General features: G+C 34.5%; 18 protein-coding genes. All 18 read left to right on the forward strand.

Annotated elements, in window-relative coordinates; all coding sequences use genetic code 11:
- The first annotated feature begins 4 nt into the window (after positions 1–4).
- The gene (locus ACN1CN_RS21325; protein ID WP_419137503.1) at positions 5–2,437 is read left to right on the forward strand and encodes an AAA family ATPase; all 2,433 of its coding nucleotides are present in this window, start codon (positions 5–7) and stop codon (positions 2,435–2,437) included.
- A gap of 3 nt (positions 2,438–2,440) precedes the next feature.
- Complete coding sequence (locus ACN1CN_RS21330; protein ID WP_419137505.1) at positions 2,441–3,346, forward strand: hypothetical protein; 906 nt, start codon at positions 2,441–2,443, stop codon at positions 3,344–3,346.
- A 34-nt stretch (positions 3,347–3,380) separates the two neighbouring features.
- On the forward strand, positions 3,381–4,265 hold the full coding sequence (locus ACN1CN_RS21335) for a TssN family type VI secretion system protein (RefSeq protein WP_419137507.1): 885 nt from the start codon (positions 3,381–3,383) through the stop codon (positions 4,263–4,265).
- A 93-nt stretch (positions 4,266–4,358) separates the two neighbouring features.
- A complete protein-coding gene (locus tag ACN1CN_RS21340; RefSeq protein ID WP_264524462.1) occupies positions 4,359–5,495 on the forward strand; it encodes a hypothetical protein in 1,137 nt (378 codons plus the stop codon).
- A 10-nt stretch (positions 5,496–5,505) separates the two neighbouring features.
- Complete coding sequence (locus tag ACN1CN_RS21345) at positions 5,506–5,997, forward strand: hypothetical protein (RefSeq protein WP_264524461.1); 492 nt, start codon at positions 5,506–5,508, stop codon at positions 5,995–5,997.
- A 10-nt stretch (positions 5,998–6,007) separates the two neighbouring features.
- Complete coding sequence (locus ACN1CN_RS21350; RefSeq protein WP_264524460.1) at positions 6,008–6,478, forward strand: type VI secretion system transmembrane protein TssO; 471 nt, start codon at positions 6,008–6,010, stop codon at positions 6,476–6,478.
- Complete coding sequence (locus ACN1CN_RS21355; protein ID WP_264524459.1) at positions 6,468–7,418, forward strand: PKD domain-containing protein; 951 nt, start codon at positions 6,468–6,470, stop codon at positions 7,416–7,418. Before ACN1CN_RS21350 ends, ACN1CN_RS21355 begins: the two co-directional genes overlap by 11 nt.
- Complete coding sequence (tssR, locus tag ACN1CN_RS21360) at positions 7,408–9,732, forward strand: type VI secretion system protein TssR domain-containing protein (RefSeq protein WP_419137510.1); 2,325 nt, start codon at positions 7,408–7,410, stop codon at positions 9,730–9,732. The genes ACN1CN_RS21355 and tssR overlap by 11 nt, the downstream gene beginning before the upstream one ends.
- Positions 9,733–9,742: 10 nt before the next feature.
- Positions 9,743–10,519, forward strand: a complete 777-nt coding sequence (locus ACN1CN_RS21365) for a DUF5457 domain-containing protein (protein ID WP_291287092.1) — start codon at positions 9,743–9,745, stop codon at positions 10,517–10,519.
- A 526-nt stretch (positions 10,520–11,045) separates the two neighbouring features.
- The gene (gene tssD / locus ACN1CN_RS21370) at positions 11,046–11,441 is read left to right on the forward strand and encodes a type VI secretion system tube protein TssD (protein ID WP_264524456.1); all 396 of its coding nucleotides are present in this window, start codon (positions 11,046–11,048) and stop codon (positions 11,439–11,441) included.
- 332 nt (positions 11,442–11,773) lie between these two features.
- The gene (locus tag ACN1CN_RS21375; RefSeq protein WP_419137513.1) at positions 11,774–12,289 is read left to right on the forward strand and encodes a hypothetical protein; all 516 of its coding nucleotides are present in this window, start codon (positions 11,774–11,776) and stop codon (positions 12,287–12,289) included.
- Between the two features lie 9 nt (positions 12,290–12,298).
- On the forward strand, positions 12,299–13,237 hold the full coding sequence (locus tag ACN1CN_RS21380; RefSeq protein ID WP_264524454.1) for a hypothetical protein: 939 nt from the start codon (positions 12,299–12,301) through the stop codon (positions 13,235–13,237).
- 116 nt (positions 13,238–13,353) lie between these two features.
- Entirely contained in the window at positions 13,354–14,217 is an 864-nt protein-coding gene (locus ACN1CN_RS21385; RefSeq protein WP_264524453.1) for a glucosaminidase domain-containing protein, read from the forward strand.
- On the forward strand, positions 14,204–14,863 hold the full coding sequence (locus ACN1CN_RS21390; RefSeq protein ID WP_419137514.1) for a hypothetical protein: 660 nt from the start codon (positions 14,204–14,206) through the stop codon (positions 14,861–14,863). The genes ACN1CN_RS21385 and ACN1CN_RS21390 overlap by 14 nt, the downstream gene beginning before the upstream one ends.
- Before the next feature lie 27 nt (positions 14,864–14,890).
- Entirely contained in the window at positions 14,891–16,660 is a 1,770-nt protein-coding gene (locus ACN1CN_RS21395) for a type VI secretion system Vgr family protein (RefSeq protein WP_419137516.1), read from the forward strand.
- 8 nt (positions 16,661–16,668) lie between these two features.
- Complete coding sequence (locus tag ACN1CN_RS21400) at positions 16,669–18,018, forward strand: hypothetical protein (RefSeq protein WP_419137518.1); 1,350 nt, start codon at positions 16,669–16,671, stop codon at positions 18,016–18,018.
- Positions 18,019–18,021: 3 nt separating this feature from the next.
- Entirely contained in the window at positions 18,022–22,275 is a 4,254-nt protein-coding gene (locus ACN1CN_RS21405) for a DUF6531 domain-containing protein (RefSeq protein WP_419137519.1), read from the forward strand.
- A complete protein-coding gene (locus ACN1CN_RS21410; protein ID WP_419137521.1) occupies positions 22,266–22,643 on the forward strand; it encodes a hypothetical protein in 378 nt (125 codons plus the stop codon). Before ACN1CN_RS21405 ends, ACN1CN_RS21410 begins: the two co-directional genes overlap by 10 nt.
- Positions 22,644–22,969: the final 326 nt, after the last annotated feature.

A 22,969-nucleotide genomic window follows, 5' to 3' on the forward strand; every position in this document is an offset into this window, starting at 1 on the left:
ACCTATGAATGAACTAGATTACAGTCCAAGCTTATTATCTGCCATTAAATCTGCCAAATCGTTAGCAATTCAGGATGGACACAGTACTTACGGTGTTGCTCATTTAGCCTATGCGCTATTATTTGAACCAACCGGATTAGTCGAAGTTTTAAGAACATTATCAAAAGACATTGAGTATATCAAAGAATGGTTTGATGTAAGGAAGGAAGTGTATACTTCTGCTCAAAACAATGACAATACAATCACAGCGGATACTGAAGTAGAACATGTTTTTACAGAATCAAATTTTAATAAAATTAGACTGGGATCAGATTCTATTGATGCATTTTCCGTTTTTATTGCCATTATCAAACCTGGTTTGGTGTATAGCGATAAACAAATTGACGGGTTGAACTTAAGCGATAAAGAACTGCTTAAACATTTTGGACTCCGCAACAATCAAAAAAGTTTTAATCTCGCAGATACTAATGATGAAGAAGAAACGGTCAATATTAACTATTGCGATACCTTATACAAAAAAAATATAATTGAAGAGGGCAGCAGTGTTATTGGCAGAAATAAAGAGGTAAGGCTGATCCTTGAAAATATCGAGCGATACGAAAATCACGGTATTTTATTAATTGGAGAATCGGGTATTGGAAAAACGAGTATTATAAAAAATCTAATTTCCTCGTTGCACGAAACAGATCCTGATTTTTTTGAAGAAACTCTGGTGTTGTCTTTAAATGTAGCCAAACTGGTAGCCAATTGTAGTGGTGAAAATGAGATTTCGAAGAAACTGATTGAAATCTTTGAAAAACTAGCCAGAAACTCGAAAAGCATCCTTTTTATTGATGATATACAGGTTTTATTGAATTCGTCCAATTCAAAATCAAATGCCGTAATCAATATCATCAACACCCAATTGACTGAGGGTACTATTAATATTATTGCTTCAATTGACTCCGATTCTTATCGTAAATCAATTGAAGGAACGACGATTAACGGAAAGTTTGAAAACATTTTTATTGAAGAATTAGACTATTCTTTATTACTTGAATGTTTGAGTCTGTACAAAGCCAAATTAGAAAAGCATTATAAAGTAGCGATTCAGGACGAAGTCATTCAAGAAGCCATTCATTTATCAAAAAGATTTTATAAAGAAAAAAAATTACCCTACGGAGCGATCGATTTATTAGATCGTACTGCTTCATCAGTTATCGTATCAAATGCCAACTCCTTAGTCGAGATTGTAAAAATAAAAGAGCAGATAAAAGAGTCTGATCCTGCCGACGAATCAAGGATGAGTTTGCTGAAAAAAGAGATTTACAACCGCATAAGCTGCATCGTAACCAGTAAAGTTAGTGTAGTCGAAAATTCGAATAATTCTAAAAATGAAGCTGTCACTTTTGAAGCGATAGAACAATTATCTACCGATATTGAAAATCTGGCCAAAGAAAAAGTGACCACTGTTACAAAATCGGAGCTTTTGGCAGTTGTTTCAAATGCAACCGGAATTCCTTTAGGGAAAATAAGTGCCGGAGAAAAAGAAAAACTTTTGACTATTGAAGACAAACTGCAGGAAAGGGTAAAAGGACAGGCACATGCGATAAAAACCTTGTCGGAGGCTATTATTGAATCCCGAAGTGGTTTGAGTAATCCAAAACAACCTATTGGATCCTTCTTTTTTCTTGGGCCAACAGGAACCGGTAAGACTGAATTAACCAAAACACTGGCGGAATTATTATTCGATGATGAAAATGCCATGATCCGATTTGACATGTCGGAATTTAAAGAAGAGCATTCCGCTGCGTTATTGTATGGTGCACCTCCGGGATACGTAGGTTACGAAGAAGGAGGGATGCTGGTGAATAAAATTAGACAAAAGCCTTATTCGGTAGTCCTTTTTGATGAGATAGAAAAGGCACACAGTTCCGTTTACGATGTGTTTTTGCAAATTATGGACGAAGGAAAAGTGCATGATAAATTAGGACGAGAAGGAGATTTTTCGAATGCCATCATCATTTTTACCTCAAATATTGGTAGCCAATGGATACAGGAACAAATCGAAAATGGTCATTTACCTACCTCCAATCAGTTAATTGAAATTATGAGCGAGCACTTCAGACCCGAATTTTTGGGACGTTTAACTGAAGTGGTTCCGTTTGCTCCAATCAATATCGAAATTGCCAAAGCTATTTTCAGACTGCATTTGAGCCGTTTGCAGGAGCAATTAAAAAGTATAAAGAATATTTCGTTCGATATATCGGAGGCTGCTTTGGAATATTTGACCAATAAAGGCTTTTCTAAAAAATACGGAGCCAGGCCTATTGCCGGAATCGTAAGAACTTATCTGAAGAAGACGATTTCAAAATTAATCATTTCAGAGGCGATTCTGGAGAATGAAAGTATAATGCTGGATATCAAAGAGGATGAATTTATCTGGGAAAAAAAATAAGCTATGGAGCAGGATATTGCAGTTTTAAAGCAACAGCTTAATTTTAATCTAAAGGGCGAAATTCTTTTTTATGAATTGCAGAACCTTTTAAAAAATGAAACTGAAGTTTTTGTCAGACACAAAGGCCTTTCTAAAAGAAACAATTCCAGAGATGCTATTGATCTTTCTTCAATGTTGTATCAGGAAGATTCAAAATATACAAAGGAAGCGCTGTTATTGCATTTGGCTAAAAATAGCATTTACCATAATTTACCCGAATTACTGTTTCATCCGTTATCGGTTAGTAATTCTACCATGTCCAACAAAGAGATTGTAGAAGCGGTAAAGGAAAATAAAAAAGCAGAAAAGAACGCGCTTGATTTCTTTATGCCTTTTGACAATGAGATTTTTTCGGCAAGTTCAAATTTTGCCGTAAGAAGCCTTCACTTGTTTAGCGATAAGATTGATTTGTTTCTAAGGATCGTAGATGAGTTAATTGCAATTGATTTTGATCTGTCTAATACACAAAAGAAAAATCTATTCATCTATTTATGTGAGGCTGAAAAATTAAAAGAGAACCTTCCTGAATTGGAAAAAGTGTTGGAAATGTTGCTGGGTGACACGGTAAAACTAAAATACAAAAAACATGTTTTTACAGAATCTCCATTTTTAAAATTAAGCGATGGTTTACTCGGCTTTAATTTGGGCCTTTGCGGAGCTGTAGAAAGCGAAGTTGATAATGTTGAGGTAACACTATATTTTGAGGGAAATATCGACTATTCGATACTCGAGCGGAAGATGACTCTTACCCGGAAAGTACTCGAGTATTTTATTATCAGTAACCGGAGAGTTGACATTGTTTTTTTTAACAACTATCAATTGGGAATAAAATTAAACGAAAACTATTTAGGCATAAATACCATTTTATAATTTTTTAAAGCATCATAATAATACCACTTCAATTATGAATACAATATTGCCCTTTTTTCTGAAATACCTCCTGGCACCGTTTTTAATTTTAATTATTACGCTTGTAATGAATCAATTTGCAAGCATAAAAATAAAAACAAAATCAGCGATCGTATTTGTTTTATGCTTTTCACTTATCGCGGCTTTACCCTGTTTGTTTGCTTTCTTTAACAACGAGTTCATTTGGTTTGGCTTATTTTTTTCAATCTTTTACTACTTACTGCTTGGAGTTGTCTTATTGTATTTCATGAAAACGGCTTTATTTCAGAAGATCGGAATACAAAATAGTGCTCCCGCAAAACTTTTTCTTTTTTTAATTGTAGCCATTCTTTCTTCCTGGATCTACTACCTCGTCTTTAATTATATTGCCATATCAAGTTATGCGCACATCAGTATGCTTAACATACTGTGGTTATATGCGCCAATCTTTTTTGAGGAATCAAAGAAAAAATATTTGCAGATTCCTGAGCCTTTTTATGAATACTGGAGAGTGGGTAAAGAGCGCAAGGATTTTGACTATTGGGACAATATTGACAAATTCCGTCTGATGCAGGTTTCTATTAATATTAAGAAGAAAATAGACTCTGAATTCTTTTCAAAATTTGATGTAAAAATTGCTCAGGATGTCAATCTGGGCAGCTGGTTTGATAAATTTATTGAAGACCAAAATTATAGATTTCCAAACGATGCTATCGAATCCAGTGCTGAGAACGAAGATACCGGCTGGATTTTTTATACGGCAAAATATTTTAGATTTCCCTTGTTTATCAGAAATCTGAGTCCGTATCAGACCATCTCTCAGAGTAAATTGAAAAACAAACAAATCATTTTTGCTAAAAGAGTTGCTTTAAACAGGCAGCAGGATGAACTAGAAGAATAATTAAAACTTTGACTTCTTTTGAAACCAGATGGATTTAAAAGAAATGGAAATAAAAAAAAACTAACGAATACCACCATAAAACAACTTCGAATTATGAAATCAAACATACATTTACCCATTAACTGGACAGATGGTGTAAAACTAACCAAAGACCATTTTATCAATAATTATTTCAACTTTATAACAATTGTAAGCGATTATAATAAAGTTCAGTTAAACAATTTCAATTATGGCTGTATCCAGCCAGCAGGTAATAAATCTATTGAGATTGAAATAAAAATTGAAGGTGGTCAATTAGTTGCCTATTTAAAAAAATGCGAATTAATTGCTAAGAACGGGCACATCATTTCTTTTAATCAGGATATTTATGGTACTAAACTTCCCGAGGTAAGTATTAATGCAAATGATTTAGATCGCAATTCTTTTGAGCAATATTATGTTATTGTTTCTATAAATCCTTATGATTTAATTCCTGTAGGTATTCCGGATCCTGAGAGCATTCCGTTGCACCATCCCCATGTGCTTCCCGATATAAAATTGCACATTGTCAATAAAAAAGAAGTAAACGATAACTTTTTGTCGGGCTACTTTATAATTGTTAAGAAAATAGCCTTCCAGAACGGAACTTTTATCGAAGACGGAAAGTACATCGCTCCTGTAGTAAAAACCAAAAACAGCGAGATTTTAAACCAGTTTCTGACGAAAGTGAATACGGAATTGTATCAGTTAAATGACTTTTCAATAAAGATTCATAAAAAGAATGCCCAAAGCGCAATCAATAACAAACTAGTGTCTAACACATTTAGTTTGTGTAACAAGATATTGAACTATTATGCGGAGAACTGTTTTTACCTTAAAAACATTGCTTCTGAAGAGTCTCCGGTTTATATGTTTGACAAAATAATCGTGTTGGCCAATCACCTTCTTTCGGCTCTGACCTTAATGGATGATAAAGAGAAAGAGGTTTTGTTACAATATTACTACGAGTGGATTGATGTTAAACCATCAGAATTGCTAACAGTATTGTTTGAAGCGAAAAATGCGGTTTACGACCATAATGATATCGCACAAACGCTCGAAAAACTAAACCAGTTTTTAGGGATTTTAAAACGCTTATGGCAAAAATTAAGCGAGTTAGAATATATCGGAATCAGAAAAGAAAATATTGTTATTAGTGAAGAAACCAAAGTTTCTGCACCAAAAAGCAATACATGGTCAATACTAGATTAAAAACAAAACAATGGAACCACTTAATCACATTAAAATAAAGGCTAAAAAGCGTAAGTTCTATAGCATGTTTTTTATCACGTTTGCTTTTATTTTTGGTTGTCTGTATATTACGTTAACTACCGCCAATAAAGGTGTTGCCGAATTGGAGCAAAAGCATAAGTACTATAATGATATTGCGGTAAAACAGGGAGAAATGAACCTGCTGTTTGACGAAATCCTAATCGAGATTAACGACCTGAGATTTAAAGACAGAACCTTAAACGAACGCAAGAATCTTCAGTCTTTAATCAATGAAAAAAGATTCGCGATCAATAATGAAATTCGAAAATCAAAAACGAATCTGACAAATTCTTTTGGGTTATACGAAGAGTTTTTGGTTGAGCTGCAACGAATACAGACTAAAATTGATGTTTTGAAAGAAGCCGAGACAGGTTACGGGATTAACAAAAATCAGCTTAAAAATTGTATCGAAAAACACAACCAGGAAAATAAAAAGAAATAATCCTATAATCATGAAAAAGGCAATAGAATTTGATGAAACATATTGGAAAAAGCTAAAATTCAATTTGTTATTTATTATAAGTGCTTGTGTAATATACATTGGTGTTACCAAATTTTTATTAAAAACTCCAAATTTTAATAATACGGATATGCTCAACAGAATTAATGACTATGAAAAGATGCAGGAGATTAAAGTAGATTATGCTAATAAATCAAAACTGATTTTCAAAACCATTGATACGATCAAATACGATATTAATCAGGTACAGCGAATAGATGAAGTAAAAAGAAACATATCCGAATACAAACAATTGTATAAGGATAATGAATTTCATTCGTCGTACAATTTTTGTGTGATTGGCGGGAACCTGTTAAATGTTTTTTTAGAGATCAATCTGGAAGAAAGTACGGTCAGGAAAAATGATACTCTTGTTCAAAGAAGTCTAAACGAATGTAAAGCGAATTTTAAAAATGAACATTAAAAATAAAACAGTAGTTATCCTTTTGTTCTGCCTTGCGGTAATTTTAGTGATCGTGGCATTGCTATTTCCGTACAATAAAAGATTAAATAATCTTGATTTTTCGATATTAGATGAGAATGATAATCATCAGTACGAATTAGATGAGGAGTTGAATTTTAAAATAAACGACAGCACTTTAATAGAAGATAAAAAAGCGGTCTGGTATTTTGGAAACGGTGATTCAATTGTGAGCAAAGGAAGTGTAAATTATACCTATGAAAAAGCAGGTAAATATCTGGTAACGCTAAAAATTGACAATAAGTTTGATTTTTCGAAGCAAATCAACATCGTTAACGGAAGAGCTTTGACTGCAAGAGACTCTATTTCAAAAATATTTGCCCCGGATTTTGGTTATGTGGGCGAAGAAATTGTATTTACCGGATACTCGCCAAGTTCGAGCAACTGGTATTGGGATTTTGGCGAAACGGGGACTATCGATTCTTATGAAAAACAGGCTATTTACATTTTCACCAAACCGGGTGTTTACACCGTAAAATTGGAGACAGATAAAACGGGATATCCGGTAAGAAAAGAGATTGAAATTTACCCATTGTACGAACCCTTTAAAGAACCGGAAAAAATTGATTCGGCAGGCATTGTCATAAATGATATTAAAAAACGACTGCAAATTATTGCCAATCTGGGAGCAAGGGATACAAGAACCTACAAAGAGCAGGTCAATTATCTGAAAAACAAGTACATCTGTAATAATTTGTCAGATGTAGTAGTGGTGGTTAATGAAGAAAAATACAATGACTTTTTGAGTTATTGTCAGGGACTGCATTATTTAGACGGAAAATCTACTATCATTCAGGAAGTAAAACTAGATACAATCAAATGCTTTAAGCAGATCAATATTACCCAAAAAACCAAAAAAAATAAAGCAACAGATGAAAATTAGTATTTTACTTCGATATACTTCTTTGATGATCTTGTTGGTTATAAGTCCAATTTTTTCGCAGGTTAGTAATAGTACAAGTGTTCTCAAGAAAACAGAAAAAATTGTGAATACGTACGACAATGAAAGGCAAAAAGAAGACGAAAAATCACAGCTTAAATTAGTGCTTTCAGATAGAAATGAAAATAAAATCTATGAAGAACCTTATGGGGCCAAGGTAAAAAACAAGGTGAATATTTTGTCGCCGATGTATGTAATCAATCAGGATAAAAATTATTACGAAGTGGTGGTTGCTGATAAAAAGCTGATTGGTAAACCCAAAGGGACATTTTCGGTCTTTCGAAGTAAAACAAATCACTTTTCTAATGCAAAGGAAGTTCAGTATCTGGGCTGGATAAAAAAGGACAATGTGATTGAATACAGCAGGGCAATGCAAAATCAGGTCAATTTAAAATATGTAAAGTATTTTGTGGCCTGCAATACCTTAGACAACTTATTTTCGAGTAAAATAAACGTTAAAAAGAGCACCCTTTTACTGAAAAGCGATCCCAATTTAGAAGCGGTATCAAAGAAAAGTATAAAACTAAATGATTTTGTATATGTCTATAAGATAGATAAAACAATCAATTCGGCTTTTGTATCCAACTTTGATGATGTGATGCCAAAAGACACGACTAATCTTAAATACGGCTGGGTTCCTTTGCAATATCTGAATCCTCTTGAAGATAACATGGTAGTAAAACTGAAACCTACCGATACGTTAAAGTTTTCGTCCGGAAAAATTAACTTTCACGCGAGTGAATTGTATAAGAACACTTTTTTTGTAAACGAAAATCAAACCAGCATACCGGTTCAGTTTGACAATGCCAGTAAAATTTTATTGCCGGCCAACATATGGAATCATGATAAAAACAAAATCACCAATTTAAAAGGAGATGATATTTCGATCAAAACGATTGAACAAATTGCTTTGCAAAGCAAAAATATTAACTTCTTTTACGTTTTTGAGAATAACAATGGAACCAAAACGCATTTAAAGAAAACGCTTTCCGCACTGCAAAATATTAAATTAACGATCAGCAGTGATTTGTATGCAAACTATAATTTCACGTACTCCTTTATTGCTAAAGGAAGATCGAAGAGTTATTATCTGAAAAAATCAACCTCTTTTTCAAAGTGGTTTGATTTAATTGAAAAAAGCATCAAAACACCCGAAGAGGTTCCGGCAGAAAATATTTTGCCTAACAACAATACGGCGATCAGTCAGTTCCTCGATTCAGATGTGAATTTTGAGAATAACTTCTTCATTCTGGCAGGTCTGGACGGTTCTGTAAATTCGGTACTCAACGATAGTTTTACTCAGTTAGCTAAAAATAATGGTAAGTTATTGTTTATTCTTTTTGGGAATGAGAACAATGGAGACAATCAGGATTTTATTCTGCAAAGCAAAATGCATTTGAGTGATGCCAGTAATGCCAATAAAAAGAACATTCAAAATTATTACGTAGATCCAAAATTGATCACCAAGAACGATGAGTTTGTGTATACTGGTGAATACGATAATGATTACATCTACGATGCTCCTTTAAAGAGTAATTTTAATGGAGGGATTGTTTTTCCGAAACTAAATGGAGGGCTTACTCCTGAAACCATTAATAAAGCGATTGACAGTGTGATCAGTAAGACCATAAAAACAAATAACCGACTACTAAAATCACTCACGCAGTATAAAAATGAATTTAGTTTTTTGAGAAGTCAGCCAAGTGAAACCATAAACAGTCTTCTTGAAAACTTTCCGCATAAAGATAGTGTCGACACCGATATACCGAAAAATTATAAAAGTGAATCCTTTGCCATAACAGCAAAAGACACACTGACTGAAAGTTTAGAAAGTAGCGTGCATCTTTTATTTACGGAGGCAGAAATCAAATTGCTTATTGAAAACTACAGAGAGTTAATCAGTAAAGAGTACACCAATCAGAATATTGACAAAGTAGAGATTTTGAACTTTAAGGACAAATGTAAAACGTTTGCTCAAAACATTAGACAAACAGAGCCTTTAAGAGCCAGAAGTTCCCTTGCGGATCTGCTTTATTACAAAACGAGAGTGTTTGTAAATAGTTCGCAATTGCATGAAATTAGAATCAAGGATATTAGAAAGTTTAAGAAAAAGCGGAATGAATTTCGGGCACTTTTTATCACATTAAATGCGAAGGTTGAGGTTTTAGAAAAAATGCTGCGCAACAATGCTTTTGAGGTTTTTGATGACGAAGCACAGCTAAAATACTATTACATACCAAAAAAACTTCTATTATAAATTAACGACTATGGAAATTATCAATACAGTAGAAATAACAAAACCTTTGCATGAAATAATTTTAGAGTTGTTCTATTTTGAAAGCAAAGGAAAACCCTTTGAACTTACAAAGAATGAAATTTTGTGGAGATTAAAAGATCCGGCTATTACCGAGTATCAAATGGAAGAAGTCCTCAATTGGATGGTACACCATAAAAAACTAAACGAAACACTGGGACTTTATAGCCTGGACCGTTTTGAATTGATTGATTTAGAAGTAAAATATAAAAACGAAAGATTGAACAGAGAGAAAAAACAAGAGCCTATTTTTTTTACCAATTATAGCACCATCAACAATATTCATAGTGCGACAAGACTAAAACCTATGGATATTATTATTCAGTATATTTTGCCAACATTTTTGCTGTCCTATATACTGTTTATCTTTTTTCTGATTAACAAACTGAACAATAGCTTTGAAATCAATAATACTAAAGTAGAAGATGTAAGCGAGCTGACACTTAAAGAACCGAGAACAGGAGTGATCAGGAAAAAAGCAGCCTTATCCGATAAAGAAGTAAAGCGATTGTTTTCCAATCAGCATCAGAACATTTTGTATTTAAATAAAACAATTGATTCGCTACAGAAACAGGTAAACAAGATAAATGAAATTCATACCACCGCAACTTTGGACATAAGAAATCAGGTAAATTCTTTACAGCCGCAGGTAAATTCAATATTCCTTCACATAGCAGCTGTGTTGTTAGGATTTATTCTGTTGTTTTTTATGAAAAATATCAGAGATTAAATGGTGTGTATTTTATAACAGCAGCTCATTTTGATTCCAAAAAAGCGGATCAATAAAAAATAATAGAAAGAGGTATTCTAAAATCATGTAGAATACCTCTTTTTTTGTTCATAAAGGGCAGGTAAAAAAACAAAAGGAGTGTTCGAAAAAAAGTGTCTTTTTGACAATTGAATTGTTTTTACAACGGAATATTTATTTTTTAAAACAGATGAATTTTCTGTCAGCCCCCGTGAATGCTGAATTCTTACAATTTTGAATGATCAGGCTTGACTTTTTTTTGAATATTTTTATGAAAAAGATTACGAATTGACTTGTTTTTTAAAATTGTATTTGTATATTCGTACAAGTTATTGATTGCGAATCACCCTCATCTTCCTACAAGAAGCAATTAAAAAAAAGTACGTTAGTACAAAAAAGAGGTATTCTAAAATCATGTAGAATACCTCTTTTTTTTGTTTATACTAGTCAGACAAAATAAAGAGGATTCTAAAAAAAAACATTTTTTAACAACTTAATTATTTTTATTATGGCATTTAAAGCAGTTTTAGAATTCGAAGGAAACGAGTACCAAGTATTATTTTCAAAAGTTGATATGTTAAGACATACTGACGGTAAAGGAGCAGTTTCATCTGAAATTAAAGGAGGTAGATTAAATCTTAGAGTAAAATCTACAGATAATACTACAGTTATTGAGCAGGCAGTAAACAGCCAACACAAACCGGTAAGCGGAAAAATTAAATACTTTAAAGCTGATTCTGAGCAAGTAATGAAAGAACTTGCTTTTGAAAATGCATTTATCGTATTCTTCAGTGAGCAATTAGATGCTTTAGCTGAAACTCCTATGACTACTGAGATCACTTTCTCAGCAGAAAAAATCACATTAGGAAATGCTACATTAGATAACAACTGGGCTAAAATCTAATTTTACCCATTTGACAAGAAGCGGTAAAACACCGCTTCTTGTTTTTATAGAATTTAAAACATACAATACAATTTCAAAGCTGAATGAAAAGATTAAGGAATATCGCTATCTATTATATTGTTTTGGGAATACTGTGTTTCTGTTCTTTTTGGCTTTATGGCTTTTGGAAACTCGCAATAATAGGAGTTGTTTTATTGATAATCTACTTTCTTTTTCGGTTTGTTTTTAAGGTTAAAAAGATTTCTTTTAGTGCCTCAAAAAATCAGTTTATTGTTTGGGATTGTTTTCTGTATCTATTCCCCATTTTATTTATCGCTTTTTCATTTTGGTATTTGACAAGACCATTTAATCAGGTTATTGTGTTGCCAAAAGGGTATGAAGGTATTGTTAAAATAGAATACAACCAAAAGGACGGACAACCTAAGGAATGGATCGGTGAGTCTTTAGGCATGGGAGGTTCCAGAGTTATAAAAGTAGACCGTAATGGTAAGGCAAAAACTCAATTTGCGTATGAAGATAAATACATACCACTTATTGGAACGCACTCACAGGTTTCTTTGGAGGGACTGAAAATTTATTATGAAAATAATTTAAAAGAAGAAATACCCCAGTATACTTATAATGAAAGTGCAGGTACTGAAGATTTTCAGTATGAAAAATTAAAAAACAAAAACTTGCCAATTGCTTATACAACAGCAGTAAACAAGCAAAAAAACATAGTCGTGGTGTGTAAAGTGAATGATTATAAAAATTATTTCTATACGCAGAACGAAATAAAAAAAATGGAAGAACAAGGTATTTTTATAGATTCCTGGTCTAATATTTTAAGAGATCACTATTATAAATAATACCCATCTATGATACCGATTACAATAAAATTCAATGCCTATATTCCAAAAAATCTAGGTAAAACATTGTTGAGCTATTTTGAGAAGGATTCTCGATTTAATCCGAGTAAAATGACCAACTATTATCAGTTCAAACAAAAATTGCAGGAAATTGATAGTCAGGGATACGCTTGGTTACCGGAACCCGGGAACTTTGTATCAGATTATTATTTTTCTACCGATAAAATTGATTTTCATAATAAACACAACGATCATCACAATCGCTTAAGTCTTGTGATGAATCTTGATGGGGCTAAAACGGGAAAATATACTTTATTTGACAAAAGTGCTCTTTTTAGACATAAATGTGGAACCGCATATAAATCGGGACAGCATTCTGATGCTTCACACAGGGTTGAGGTATATATTCAAAAAGTCCCCGTTTATTATGGCCGTGCAGCAACGGGCAGTATAGCAACTAGTTTTGAATATAGAGGGGTTTGCGAAAAAGTCCTCGTAGAAACGTCTGAAGAAGTGCCGTTAGAAACGAGTATACAAAATGTTGTAAGTGGTACTCATATAAGCCGGGTTGGTACAAAGATTCCTAATAATACAAGTATTATTGAAGCATCTGCTTCTGCGGGATATCCATTTACACCGGGTTTTGCAACGCCAAATATTGATTTTACAATAAAAGTGACAATGTATAGAAATGGGAAGTCATTGTTAATTACGATTAATGGTGAACATAACCATTTTCCGGCTTATGAATTAGTAATCGATGAAAAATTGGTCTATAATTATAATCCTGTGGATCATGGTTATACCAATGGCCCGACGCCTAATAATTTAAGTCAATCAAAGACATTTACTAAAACAATATACAAACAACTAACCGATTGGGATACTAGGTCTTTTGACTCTCCGAAGCGATTGGTTTTTTCGAGTAAAAAAGGATTTAGATTTTAAGGAATCACAATAATAAATAGCCATTATGTCACCACCAGCAATAATCTCATGAAATAGATTCTAAAAGTGTAAATCATTTTAATTGTGAAGTTAAATAATTAGATACAAAACGGACTATGGGAAGATCTTCATCCTCAGCAAAACAGAAAAACGCTAACTCTTTGGGAGTTAAAGGCGCTCAATACAACCAAAAAAGTGGTCAATGGGAAAATACAGATCAGTTAGGGGCGATGATGCAAAGACGAAGTGCACAAGCTTATCGCGTTGCTGAAGATGTTAAAGCTAAACAAGTAAGTTCGGCACCTAAAAAAGAAAAACCTGTTCATCATCTGTTTTTGACAACAATTGCTGTTGATATATATGATTTTGCTAAAGCAAAAGGAGCATCTTCCAAAGGAGCTTTATTAGTGCTGGCACAGGCAAGTTTGGAAAGTGGATATGGAGCATCGGCATTAAAAAACGGCGATTATAATTTATTCGGAGTAATGGGACAGCCTTCCAAAAGAAGCACCAGTCACGGTACTGTTAAGGATTATTCTACCTTGGGAGGTTACCAGGCTGCACTGACGGATTATTTCAATAAGATCAATAAAAACTGGAGCCATTTTTCGGAGATAATAGCAAAAGACACTATAACGGCAGATGATATTGACAAGGCTTTTAATACCGGAACATATTATCCGACAGCTAAAGAAAGACATGGTGGGAAATATGCCTACAATGCCGATATGGACAGCGCCGGTAATAATCATTATGGAGAGCATCTGGAAAAACAAATAGGCAGTGTAAAAAAGCGTTTCAAAAATAGTTTGGACTATCAGTTAGAAGTTAATAAAGAAAGACTAAAGGAAATAAATACGGTTTTGACAACCAATTCCCTTTTATTCACAGATCCGGTGAAAACTAAATTAGAGGAAGAAAAAAGAGTGCTTATCAATCAGAATGAAAAATTTAATGCTATTTCAAATGAGATTAACTAACTTTTTTAAAATAAAAATAATTGCAATTGTTTTTATTCTTCTGGGATGTAACTTAAAAAGTAATGAAAAGCTTGTAGTAAAACAGGACGAAAAAAAGGAAGCGGAAATAAGTACTATCGACAGCCTAAAAGTTAAAGACAAAGAAGGCGTTTTATACACCATTAAATATTACAAGGATAGTCTTCATATTAGTCAGGGGAGCGTAAATATTATAAAAATAAATTATCCAAACCGGTTCGATAAGGCATTTCCAGTCAACGGACTGATCGTGAACGATAAATCTACAGCTTGTTTTATCACAAGTGACCATGTTCTTTTATTACCATTAAATGAGGTTAACAACAGGATAAACCTAATGGCAATTGATTTAAGGAATAAAAAGGAAATTAACTTTCAGTTTAAGCAAAAATCTGATGTAATTACCACGGCTATTAATTCTTTTTATTTTAATGAAAAAAGCAACATAATTATAAGTACCAATAGTCTGAATTATGAAGGAAAAACAACCGTTCATTATTATAAAATGGGTAAAAACCTGATAACTCATCAAGGGACTAAAGATTTAAATTTAACACCTGAAATGCTTGAAAGCAACGATTTGTTTTCGAGATATTTAAATGAAAACAACAATAATATTCCCCAATAAATAGCTACTAATACAAAAAAATAAACTATGACACCACCATCAATAATTTTTGGAATAGATTCTAAAAAAATAAGTCATTTTACCAGTATTGAGCTGGTACAGGTGATAAACGATCACCATAGATTTGAAATTCTTGTTCCGCATGCTGCAATTGAAAGCCCTTTGGCTTACACTTTGGAGAATGCACAGGCATGGCTGGGTAAAGTGGTACACATCATACTTGAAGAGAAAAATAATTTTTTGGGTGTGGTGACCAATATCGCTTTTGATCAGGAAATGGGACATTCCGGAAATCAAATTATTGTTTCAGGTTACTCTAAAACGATCTTGTTGGAATCGGGTGAAAAATTATATTCCTGGGAAGAATTAAACTTAAAAGATATTATAAAAGAAGTTATAAAAAATGGAGCAGGAGAGCAGATTCAAAATGATATCAATCCGGAGTACAGCAGTAAAATGGATTATCAGAATCAATATCTGGAAACCGATTTTCAGTTCATCCAGCGATTGGCTAAACAATACAATGAATGGCTGTATTATGACGGAGAAAAATTAAACTTCGGAAAGCCAAAAAGCTTCGATGCTCCCATATCATTGACGTACAATAGTGATATTTCAAGACTGCAAATAGCGGTACAGGCAGTTCCGAATAAGTTTAGTGCCTTTACGTACAACGAAAGTGCCGATAAACGATATACAGCAAAATCTAAAGACACAGTAGGAGGTTTGCCTAAATTGGGCAACGAGGCATTTACAGCTTCAAAAGAAGTTTTTGCCACACCAGCTTTTACGCACGGAATCGTGAGTACAGGTGATGATTTGGTATTGGAATCCTTCCTGAAAAAAAAGCAGGAAAGTGCTGCCGCAAACACCAACTATGTTACCGCGACTACCAAAAACCTAAAATTAAAAATTGGAAGCATCGTTAACATAAAATCGAGTGTTTTAGAAAACACCAATGCGATTACACAAGAAATTGGCTCTTATTTCATTACAGAAATTAGCCATTATGCCAACCATTTGGGAGAGTATGAGAACAATTTCAAAGCGATTCCTTCAAAAGTACTTAGTCTGCCTGAACCGGATGTTGCCTATCCAATTGCACAAACACAGCAAGCTTTGGTAGAAAGTAATACCGATCCAAAAAACAAGGGAAGAATTAGAGTACAAATGCTTTGGCAGCAAGGTACTTCGATGAAAACGGCCTGGCTTCGTGTTATGACCCCGGATGCGGGAAGCAGCGACAAAGTAGGCACCAATAGAGGAATGGTATTTATACCGGATGTAGGCGACCACGTAATGGTACATTTCCGTTATGGCGACCCAAACAGACCTTTTATTCTGGGGAGTGTTTTTCACGGAAAAAGCGGTGGAGGCGGTGGAACCGACAACAACAAAAGAAGCTTTGCAACCCGCGGAGGAACCTCACTTGTTCTTGACGAAGAAAAAAACACCTTTACAGCTACCGATCCAAGTGGTAACATGATAAAACTTAACGGAGATGGTACAATGACTATTTATGCACCAAATAAAATAGACGTACTGTCTAAAGAAATAAACATTATTGCCGATGAAAAGGTCAATATAAATGGCGTAAATGAAGTAAATGTAGACAGTAAAAAAATAGTGGCTGTAGGTACGGATGAAGTTAGTGTGAAAAGTGATACGCAAATCGGTAACGAAGCACCAAGTATTAATATTAAAGGTAAAAATACCATTTTGGCAGAAGGAAAAATTGTCGACATAGACGGAAAAACGATGACTAATGTTAAAGGAGGAGTTGTAAATTTAAATTAAAGCCGAAAATGAATAACGCACACAATCCTATTGCTATAAGGGTCGAAAACATTCAGAAAATTTGGATCAAAACCAGAAAAGATAATCCCAAGGTACAAATATTCAATATGGTTTGTTTTACAGAGGATTATCCTTTAGTAGATGGATTTATTCGTTTAGAATCTTCAGCATACGGACAATCGGTTGATTCGTTTGTCGCTTTTGCTATTGATTTTTACGATAAAAAAGATTTTTACACCACCATTATTGAACAATGGCTGTTAGGTTTTGAAGAAGACCTCAAGAAAAATCCAAATTGGAATTGGGAAGAATTTAATTCTTTTAAAGATACATTGCCGGAGATAGAGCAACTAAGCATTCAGGATCTAAAAGATTTTTATATCCGAATGCTCATTAGTTTTAAAAATTTTGAGGCAAAAACGGGAAATCTTTTAATCGTTAGTTTTTTAATAAAAAAAGTTAGTGATCCTGAGGTTTTATTAGAGAGTATAAAAGAACTGATTGCTTTATTACCTGAGAATATCGGATTCTTATGTATTGACTATCAGGAAAGGCAGTTGTACAGCCAGATGATGGGACAGTTAAAAGACAAAGGAATCCTCATCGAAATTCCAAAGCAGGAAATTAACAAAGCCTATAAAGAAATAGCCACACAGGGTAATCCAAATGATCCGCAGGTGCGTTATCGAAAATGCCTGTTTGAAATTGGAGAAGCCGCAAAGGATAAAAAACAAGAAAAAGTAAAAAGATTAGGTAATGAGCTTATTGATATAAGCAAGAGTACCGGAGAAACCAGTTTTTGGGCTTCATCCTATCTTATTTATGCCAGTTTTTTATTTCAGTTTAAAGATGAAAAAGAACTGATTCATGAATTGCTGGATAAGGGAATAAAAATAACGACTCCGTTTTATAAAGAGAAAGAAGATATTGCAGGAATCTTGATGCAGGTGTTAGTTTACAAAGGCTCACATTACAGTATTACCGGAAATACGGATTTGGCGATACATCACTTTTTAAAACAAGTGGCTATTGCCAAAGAAATAGGGCAGGAGATGCAGGTCATTAACGGTTATAATTATGCATTGTTACTCGCTGCAAAAAAGAAAGACGGACAATATACTGCAATCTTAAACGATGCTTTTGAGTACGGCTATGCGTTAACAGACAGCGACCTTAAAATCATCAATTTTACCTTTATCGCAAACAGTTATTTAGAGAATGACCCCAAAATAGAGTACGCAGAAAAAGAAGCTATAGCCGACAGAATGATAAGTATTTTTGGAGAAAACTGGAAAGACACCCCAAAACAAATCGCCAAACAAATCCGGGAAGAATATCAATTAAGCAACACCTACTAAACCATGTTATTAACCGATAACCATTTAACCATTGTGGTGGGAATAGACATCCATTTCACCACTTTGCCTCCTTTTAACCCTTTTCACCCTTACATAGGTATTGTCATTGACCCTTTTGATTATGTTCCATTTTTAGGCACCAGTGTGCATGTAAATGGTTTTAAACGAGGGAACTCTGACACCAGTGGTATCATTATTCCATTGGTACACATTCCGCTTTTTACACCACCCTGGCTGATGACGCCTATTATTGGCCACGAAAGCATGAATTTTTTTGCTTCTCAAACCGTATTTTCAGACAGCACCCGAATGAGTCCCAAAGGTCATATGTTAATGACTTGTAATGATATCGGTATTCCGTTATCATTATCCCTTGGTAAGACTAAAATAGGCAAGAAAATGTTACCGTTTGCCCCAACCCTTTTTGCCCCAACTTCATTTTCCTTGCCTATTCCTACCGGGAAACCGGTTATGGTTGGAGGCCCTTATCCACCCGATTGGGGTGGGATGCTTACGGGACTGCTCGCCAGTATAGGTTTTAGTACTTTAATGAAAGTAGGGAAAAAAGCATTCAATAAATTTCTTAAAGGCGCTATAGGGCCCAACAAACTCAGCAAATTGTTGTGTAAAGCGGGTTTCGAGCCTATAAATCTAATCAACGGAGCCGTTTTTTATGAAGGGAGTGATTTTGATATCACAAGTCCTATACCCCTTAACTGGGAACGTAACTGGTATTCAGATTCTCAGTATGTAGGCTGGCTTGGACATGGCGTACATAGTGTATACGACAGAGCCGTAGAATTATACCCTGAAGAAGATGCTTTAGGACTTCGAATGGACGATGGTAGGGTGGTCGCATTTCCGGCGCTGTTACCTGAGGAAGAATTTTACCTTCGTCAGGAAAAAACTACCCTGAAAAGAACTCCCGAAGGTTATCAGGCTTACGATCATAAAAGCAAACTCTTTTATGATTTCGCCCTTTTTGACGGAAAAAAATACCAGCTCACTCAAATAAGTAATCCTGATGGATTGACCACCGTTTTTGAATTTAAAGGATACAGCCTGAACAGAATCATCGATTCAGCAGGCAGAGTAATAAAAGTTAGCACCAAAGACGGATTCATTCAAAAACTAGAACTTGTTGCTCCTGAACAAGATGAGCTTTTGGTTGCTTATGAATATGACGAGCATCATAATATGGTTGCCATTATTGATGCATTAGGAGTGCCAACGCGTATCAAATATGAGGACCACCTTATGGTCGAGAAAACCGACCGTAACGGACAAACCTTCTATTGGGAATACGATACTCAAAATAAATGCATTCACACCTGGGGTGAAGGCGGCTGGCAGGAAGGCTGGATCGAACACCACACTGAAGAAGGCTATAACATCGTAACCGATGCCAACGGAGCTGTAACCACTTATTATTATGAGCCCAACCAGCTTGTGACTCAGATAAAAGACCCGATGGGGAACAGCACATTTTATGATTATACCGATTTTATGGAATTGTATCGTGAGATCAATCCAGAAGGCCGTATCTTAGGATTCAGTTACGATGACAGGGGGAACAAAATTAGCACCACCTATCCCGATGGTACCGAAGAAATGATGTTGTTTGATGAAGAGAACCGTCCGTCGATAGCAATAGATCCCGAAGGACACAAAACAATCTATCTGTACAAAGATCAAAAGCCACATCAGCTTAAAACCATAATCGCTCCGGACAAAACCAGTACTCATTTTGCTTATTATGAAAACGGACTACTGGCCACTGTTGCCAAAAACAACAACGAGCTTGAACTGGTGTATGATCAACAATACAACCTCATTGAATGGAGAGAAAATGATAAAAAGCTAAAATCATGGGAGTACGACCATCGTGGGCGCGTACAGGCTATTTACACTCCAATGCAAATGGCGGGTTACTTTAGTTACGATGCACTAGACAGAGTCAGACAAATTGTCGAAAAAGACAGTAATGTTATTCAATTTACGTACAACAATTATGACGAAGTAATAGCCCTAAAAGACAATAAAAACAACATTAAGTTTAGTTATACCCCAATGGGGAATCTTGCTACAAGAGAGCAAAATGGTGTAAAAGTCCGTTTTGACTACGACAAGATGGAGCAGTTGTTAGGAATAAGAAATGAAGATAACGAAGTTTACTATTTTGCGAGAAACAAGGCTGGGCAAATTATTAAAGAAACTGCTTTTGATGGTATGGTTAAAAAGTACCAGCGTAATCTTGTAGGTGAAGTCACTAGAATAGACCATGGAAACGGAAAATTTACCGAGTACGAACAAGATGCTCTGGGACGTATTGCCAGAGTTGACTACTATGACGGCAGTTGGGAAACCTATAGCTACAATAAAAACGGACTTTTAATGGAGGCCGTAAATCAAAACGTAAGAATATGCCTTGAACGAGATGAAATGGGGCGTATCGTAAAAGAAACCCAGCAACAACAGCTTGATAAAAGCAGTAATGCAGTTACCCTTACCGCGACCTACAACAAACTGGGACAACGTATAGGTGTAAATAGTTCTTTGGGAGCTGAGATTAATACACAGTATGACTCAAAAGGACAACTCGAGCGAATAGAAGCCCAAAGTAAAGAGCTTAAAGAACAGCATAAGGCTTGGGAAACTACGCTGAAACGAGACGAATTAGGGCGCGAAATAGAGCGATTTGCTACAGGAGGATTACACATAAAAACCAGCTACAACAGCACTGGGAAACAAAAAGAGCAGGAAGTATTTGTCAATGGTAAACGTACAGGTTCACGTTATTACAATTGGGACACCAATCAACAGTTACGTAGTGCCATAAACCAAATGACCTCAAATATAACCTACTTTGATTATGATGACCTTGGCAATTTGGCTAAAGCTGATTATAATGGTAAAGGACAGCTTTACAAAACTCCTGATGCAATAGGGAATCTCTACAAAACTTCCGACCGCAGCGATCGTAAGTACGGTAAGGGGGGTAAATTGTTACAGGACGAAAAGTATTATTACAAATACGATGAGCTGGGCAATTTGATACACAAAAGTACAAGAAACATTAACGAACCAATAAAATTTGATGAAGCAGTCAATTGGATCGACAAACTAGCGAATAATAAAACCGAAGAAACAAGATTACAGCAAGAACACCAGCAATGGCAGGAGGGAGATACTATTTATAATTGGCTTGCGAATGGAAGACTTGAAAGTATAACCAACCCGGATGGAAAAAAAGTGTATTTTGAGTATGATGCTTTAGGCAGACGTACCGCAAAAATTGCAAACCAAAAAATATATCGTTATGTTTGGGAAGGAAATGTTCTTATTCACGAATGGAAATACGATCTAAAAGACAGGCCTCAACTTGTTATTCAAGACGATGATTTAGTTTATGACAAACCAGAACCAATTGAAAACTTAACGACCTGGGTTTATGAAGACGGTTCTTTTGTGCCAAGTGCAAAAATAATTGGGGGAGAAAAGTTTTCTATTATCAATGATTATATTGGTAGACCAGTACAGGTTTATAGTGAAACAGGGGCTCTAGTTTGGGAAACCGATTACGATATTTACGGGGATTTACTTAACCTGAAAGGAGATAGGGGTTTTATGCCTTTTAGACAATTGGGACAATATGAAGATGGTGAGACAGGTTTGTATTACAATAGGTTTAGGTATTATAATTGTCACGCCGGGGTTTATTTAAGTCAGGATCCCATAGGACTTTTGGGTAATAACCCGAATTTTTATGCGTATGTTCATGATACTAATAAAATGGTAGATCCATTTGGGTTATCGGCTGGAATTTTGACCATATATTCACATTCTCCCCAAGGAGATCTTATTGGTCATGCATTTATTGGAGTAACGGATGCTAGTGGAACAACAAAGTATATTGGACAATGGCCTGATCCCGGTTTTGCTAAGAATGATATAGGTCGTATATTAGTTTCAGATATGCCAGGTGCCCTTGATAAAGATGACACACGCTATTTGAATGACCCGGACACAGTTTCTAAAAGTTATAATTTAACTGCAGAACAATTAGATAGTGTAAACAAATATATTGATGAATTTGATGCAAAAAATGTTGACGGTAAAGGTTATAATCTTAGAAATAGACAATGTGCCAGTTTTGCTTACGGAGCTGCTCAGGCAGCTAAGATACGGGAATTGAAAATGCGAGGTTGGGTTACACCATCAAGCTTATCTAAAAGACTCAAGGTTTTATGCAAATAAGATCTATTTCATTACTAAGTCTAATTATTTTACTATTAATAACTTTAATCATTATGTTTTTAAGCTATTTTTTTAAAAAACCTTATATCAGTAAATTGGTAAAAAATGAAAGTGAAATTCATTTATTTATTGAGTGTAAATCTAAAAAATGTGGAGATATATTCTTAACACCGCAAAAAATACAAATATTGTACTCTTGTGGATTAAATTTATTTAAGGGAACAAGTACAATACAAAATACTAATATTGGTTATAAAAATGGAAATTTAGAAATAATAAATAATCGTGACAACAAAATCTTGGTTTCTTTAAAATGTGAAAAACAATTGTATGAAGAAGTGTTTAAGTATGTAGAAACTAACAAATAATTTTTACTTAATTTGTCTAGAGAAAGTTTGTATAAGGGAAGAAAAAATTAGGTTTAATCTTCTTTTATATTGTCAGTTTAGTTATAAAATTATCTGAAAAAGGTTTAACAAGATGTTTCCCCTGCTGGCGAGCATCTTGCCAAGAAACACAAGGAAACTTGACAAAGAATAGAAAAATAAAAACTGCCTCAATAGTGAGGCTGCAAATTCCGGTTATATTGATCACCCCATTCCGTTTTAAAGTGAGCACCTGATTCCAGTTCAAAATGACCACCTAATTCCGGAGCAAAATGACCACCTCCGTTTTGATTAAAAACTATATTTTT

The sequence above is a fragment of the Flavobacterium sp. T12S277 genome (assembly GCF_048514875.1).
Taxonomy (GTDB): domain Bacteria; phylum Bacteroidota; class Bacteroidia; order Flavobacteriales; family Flavobacteriaceae; genus Flavobacterium.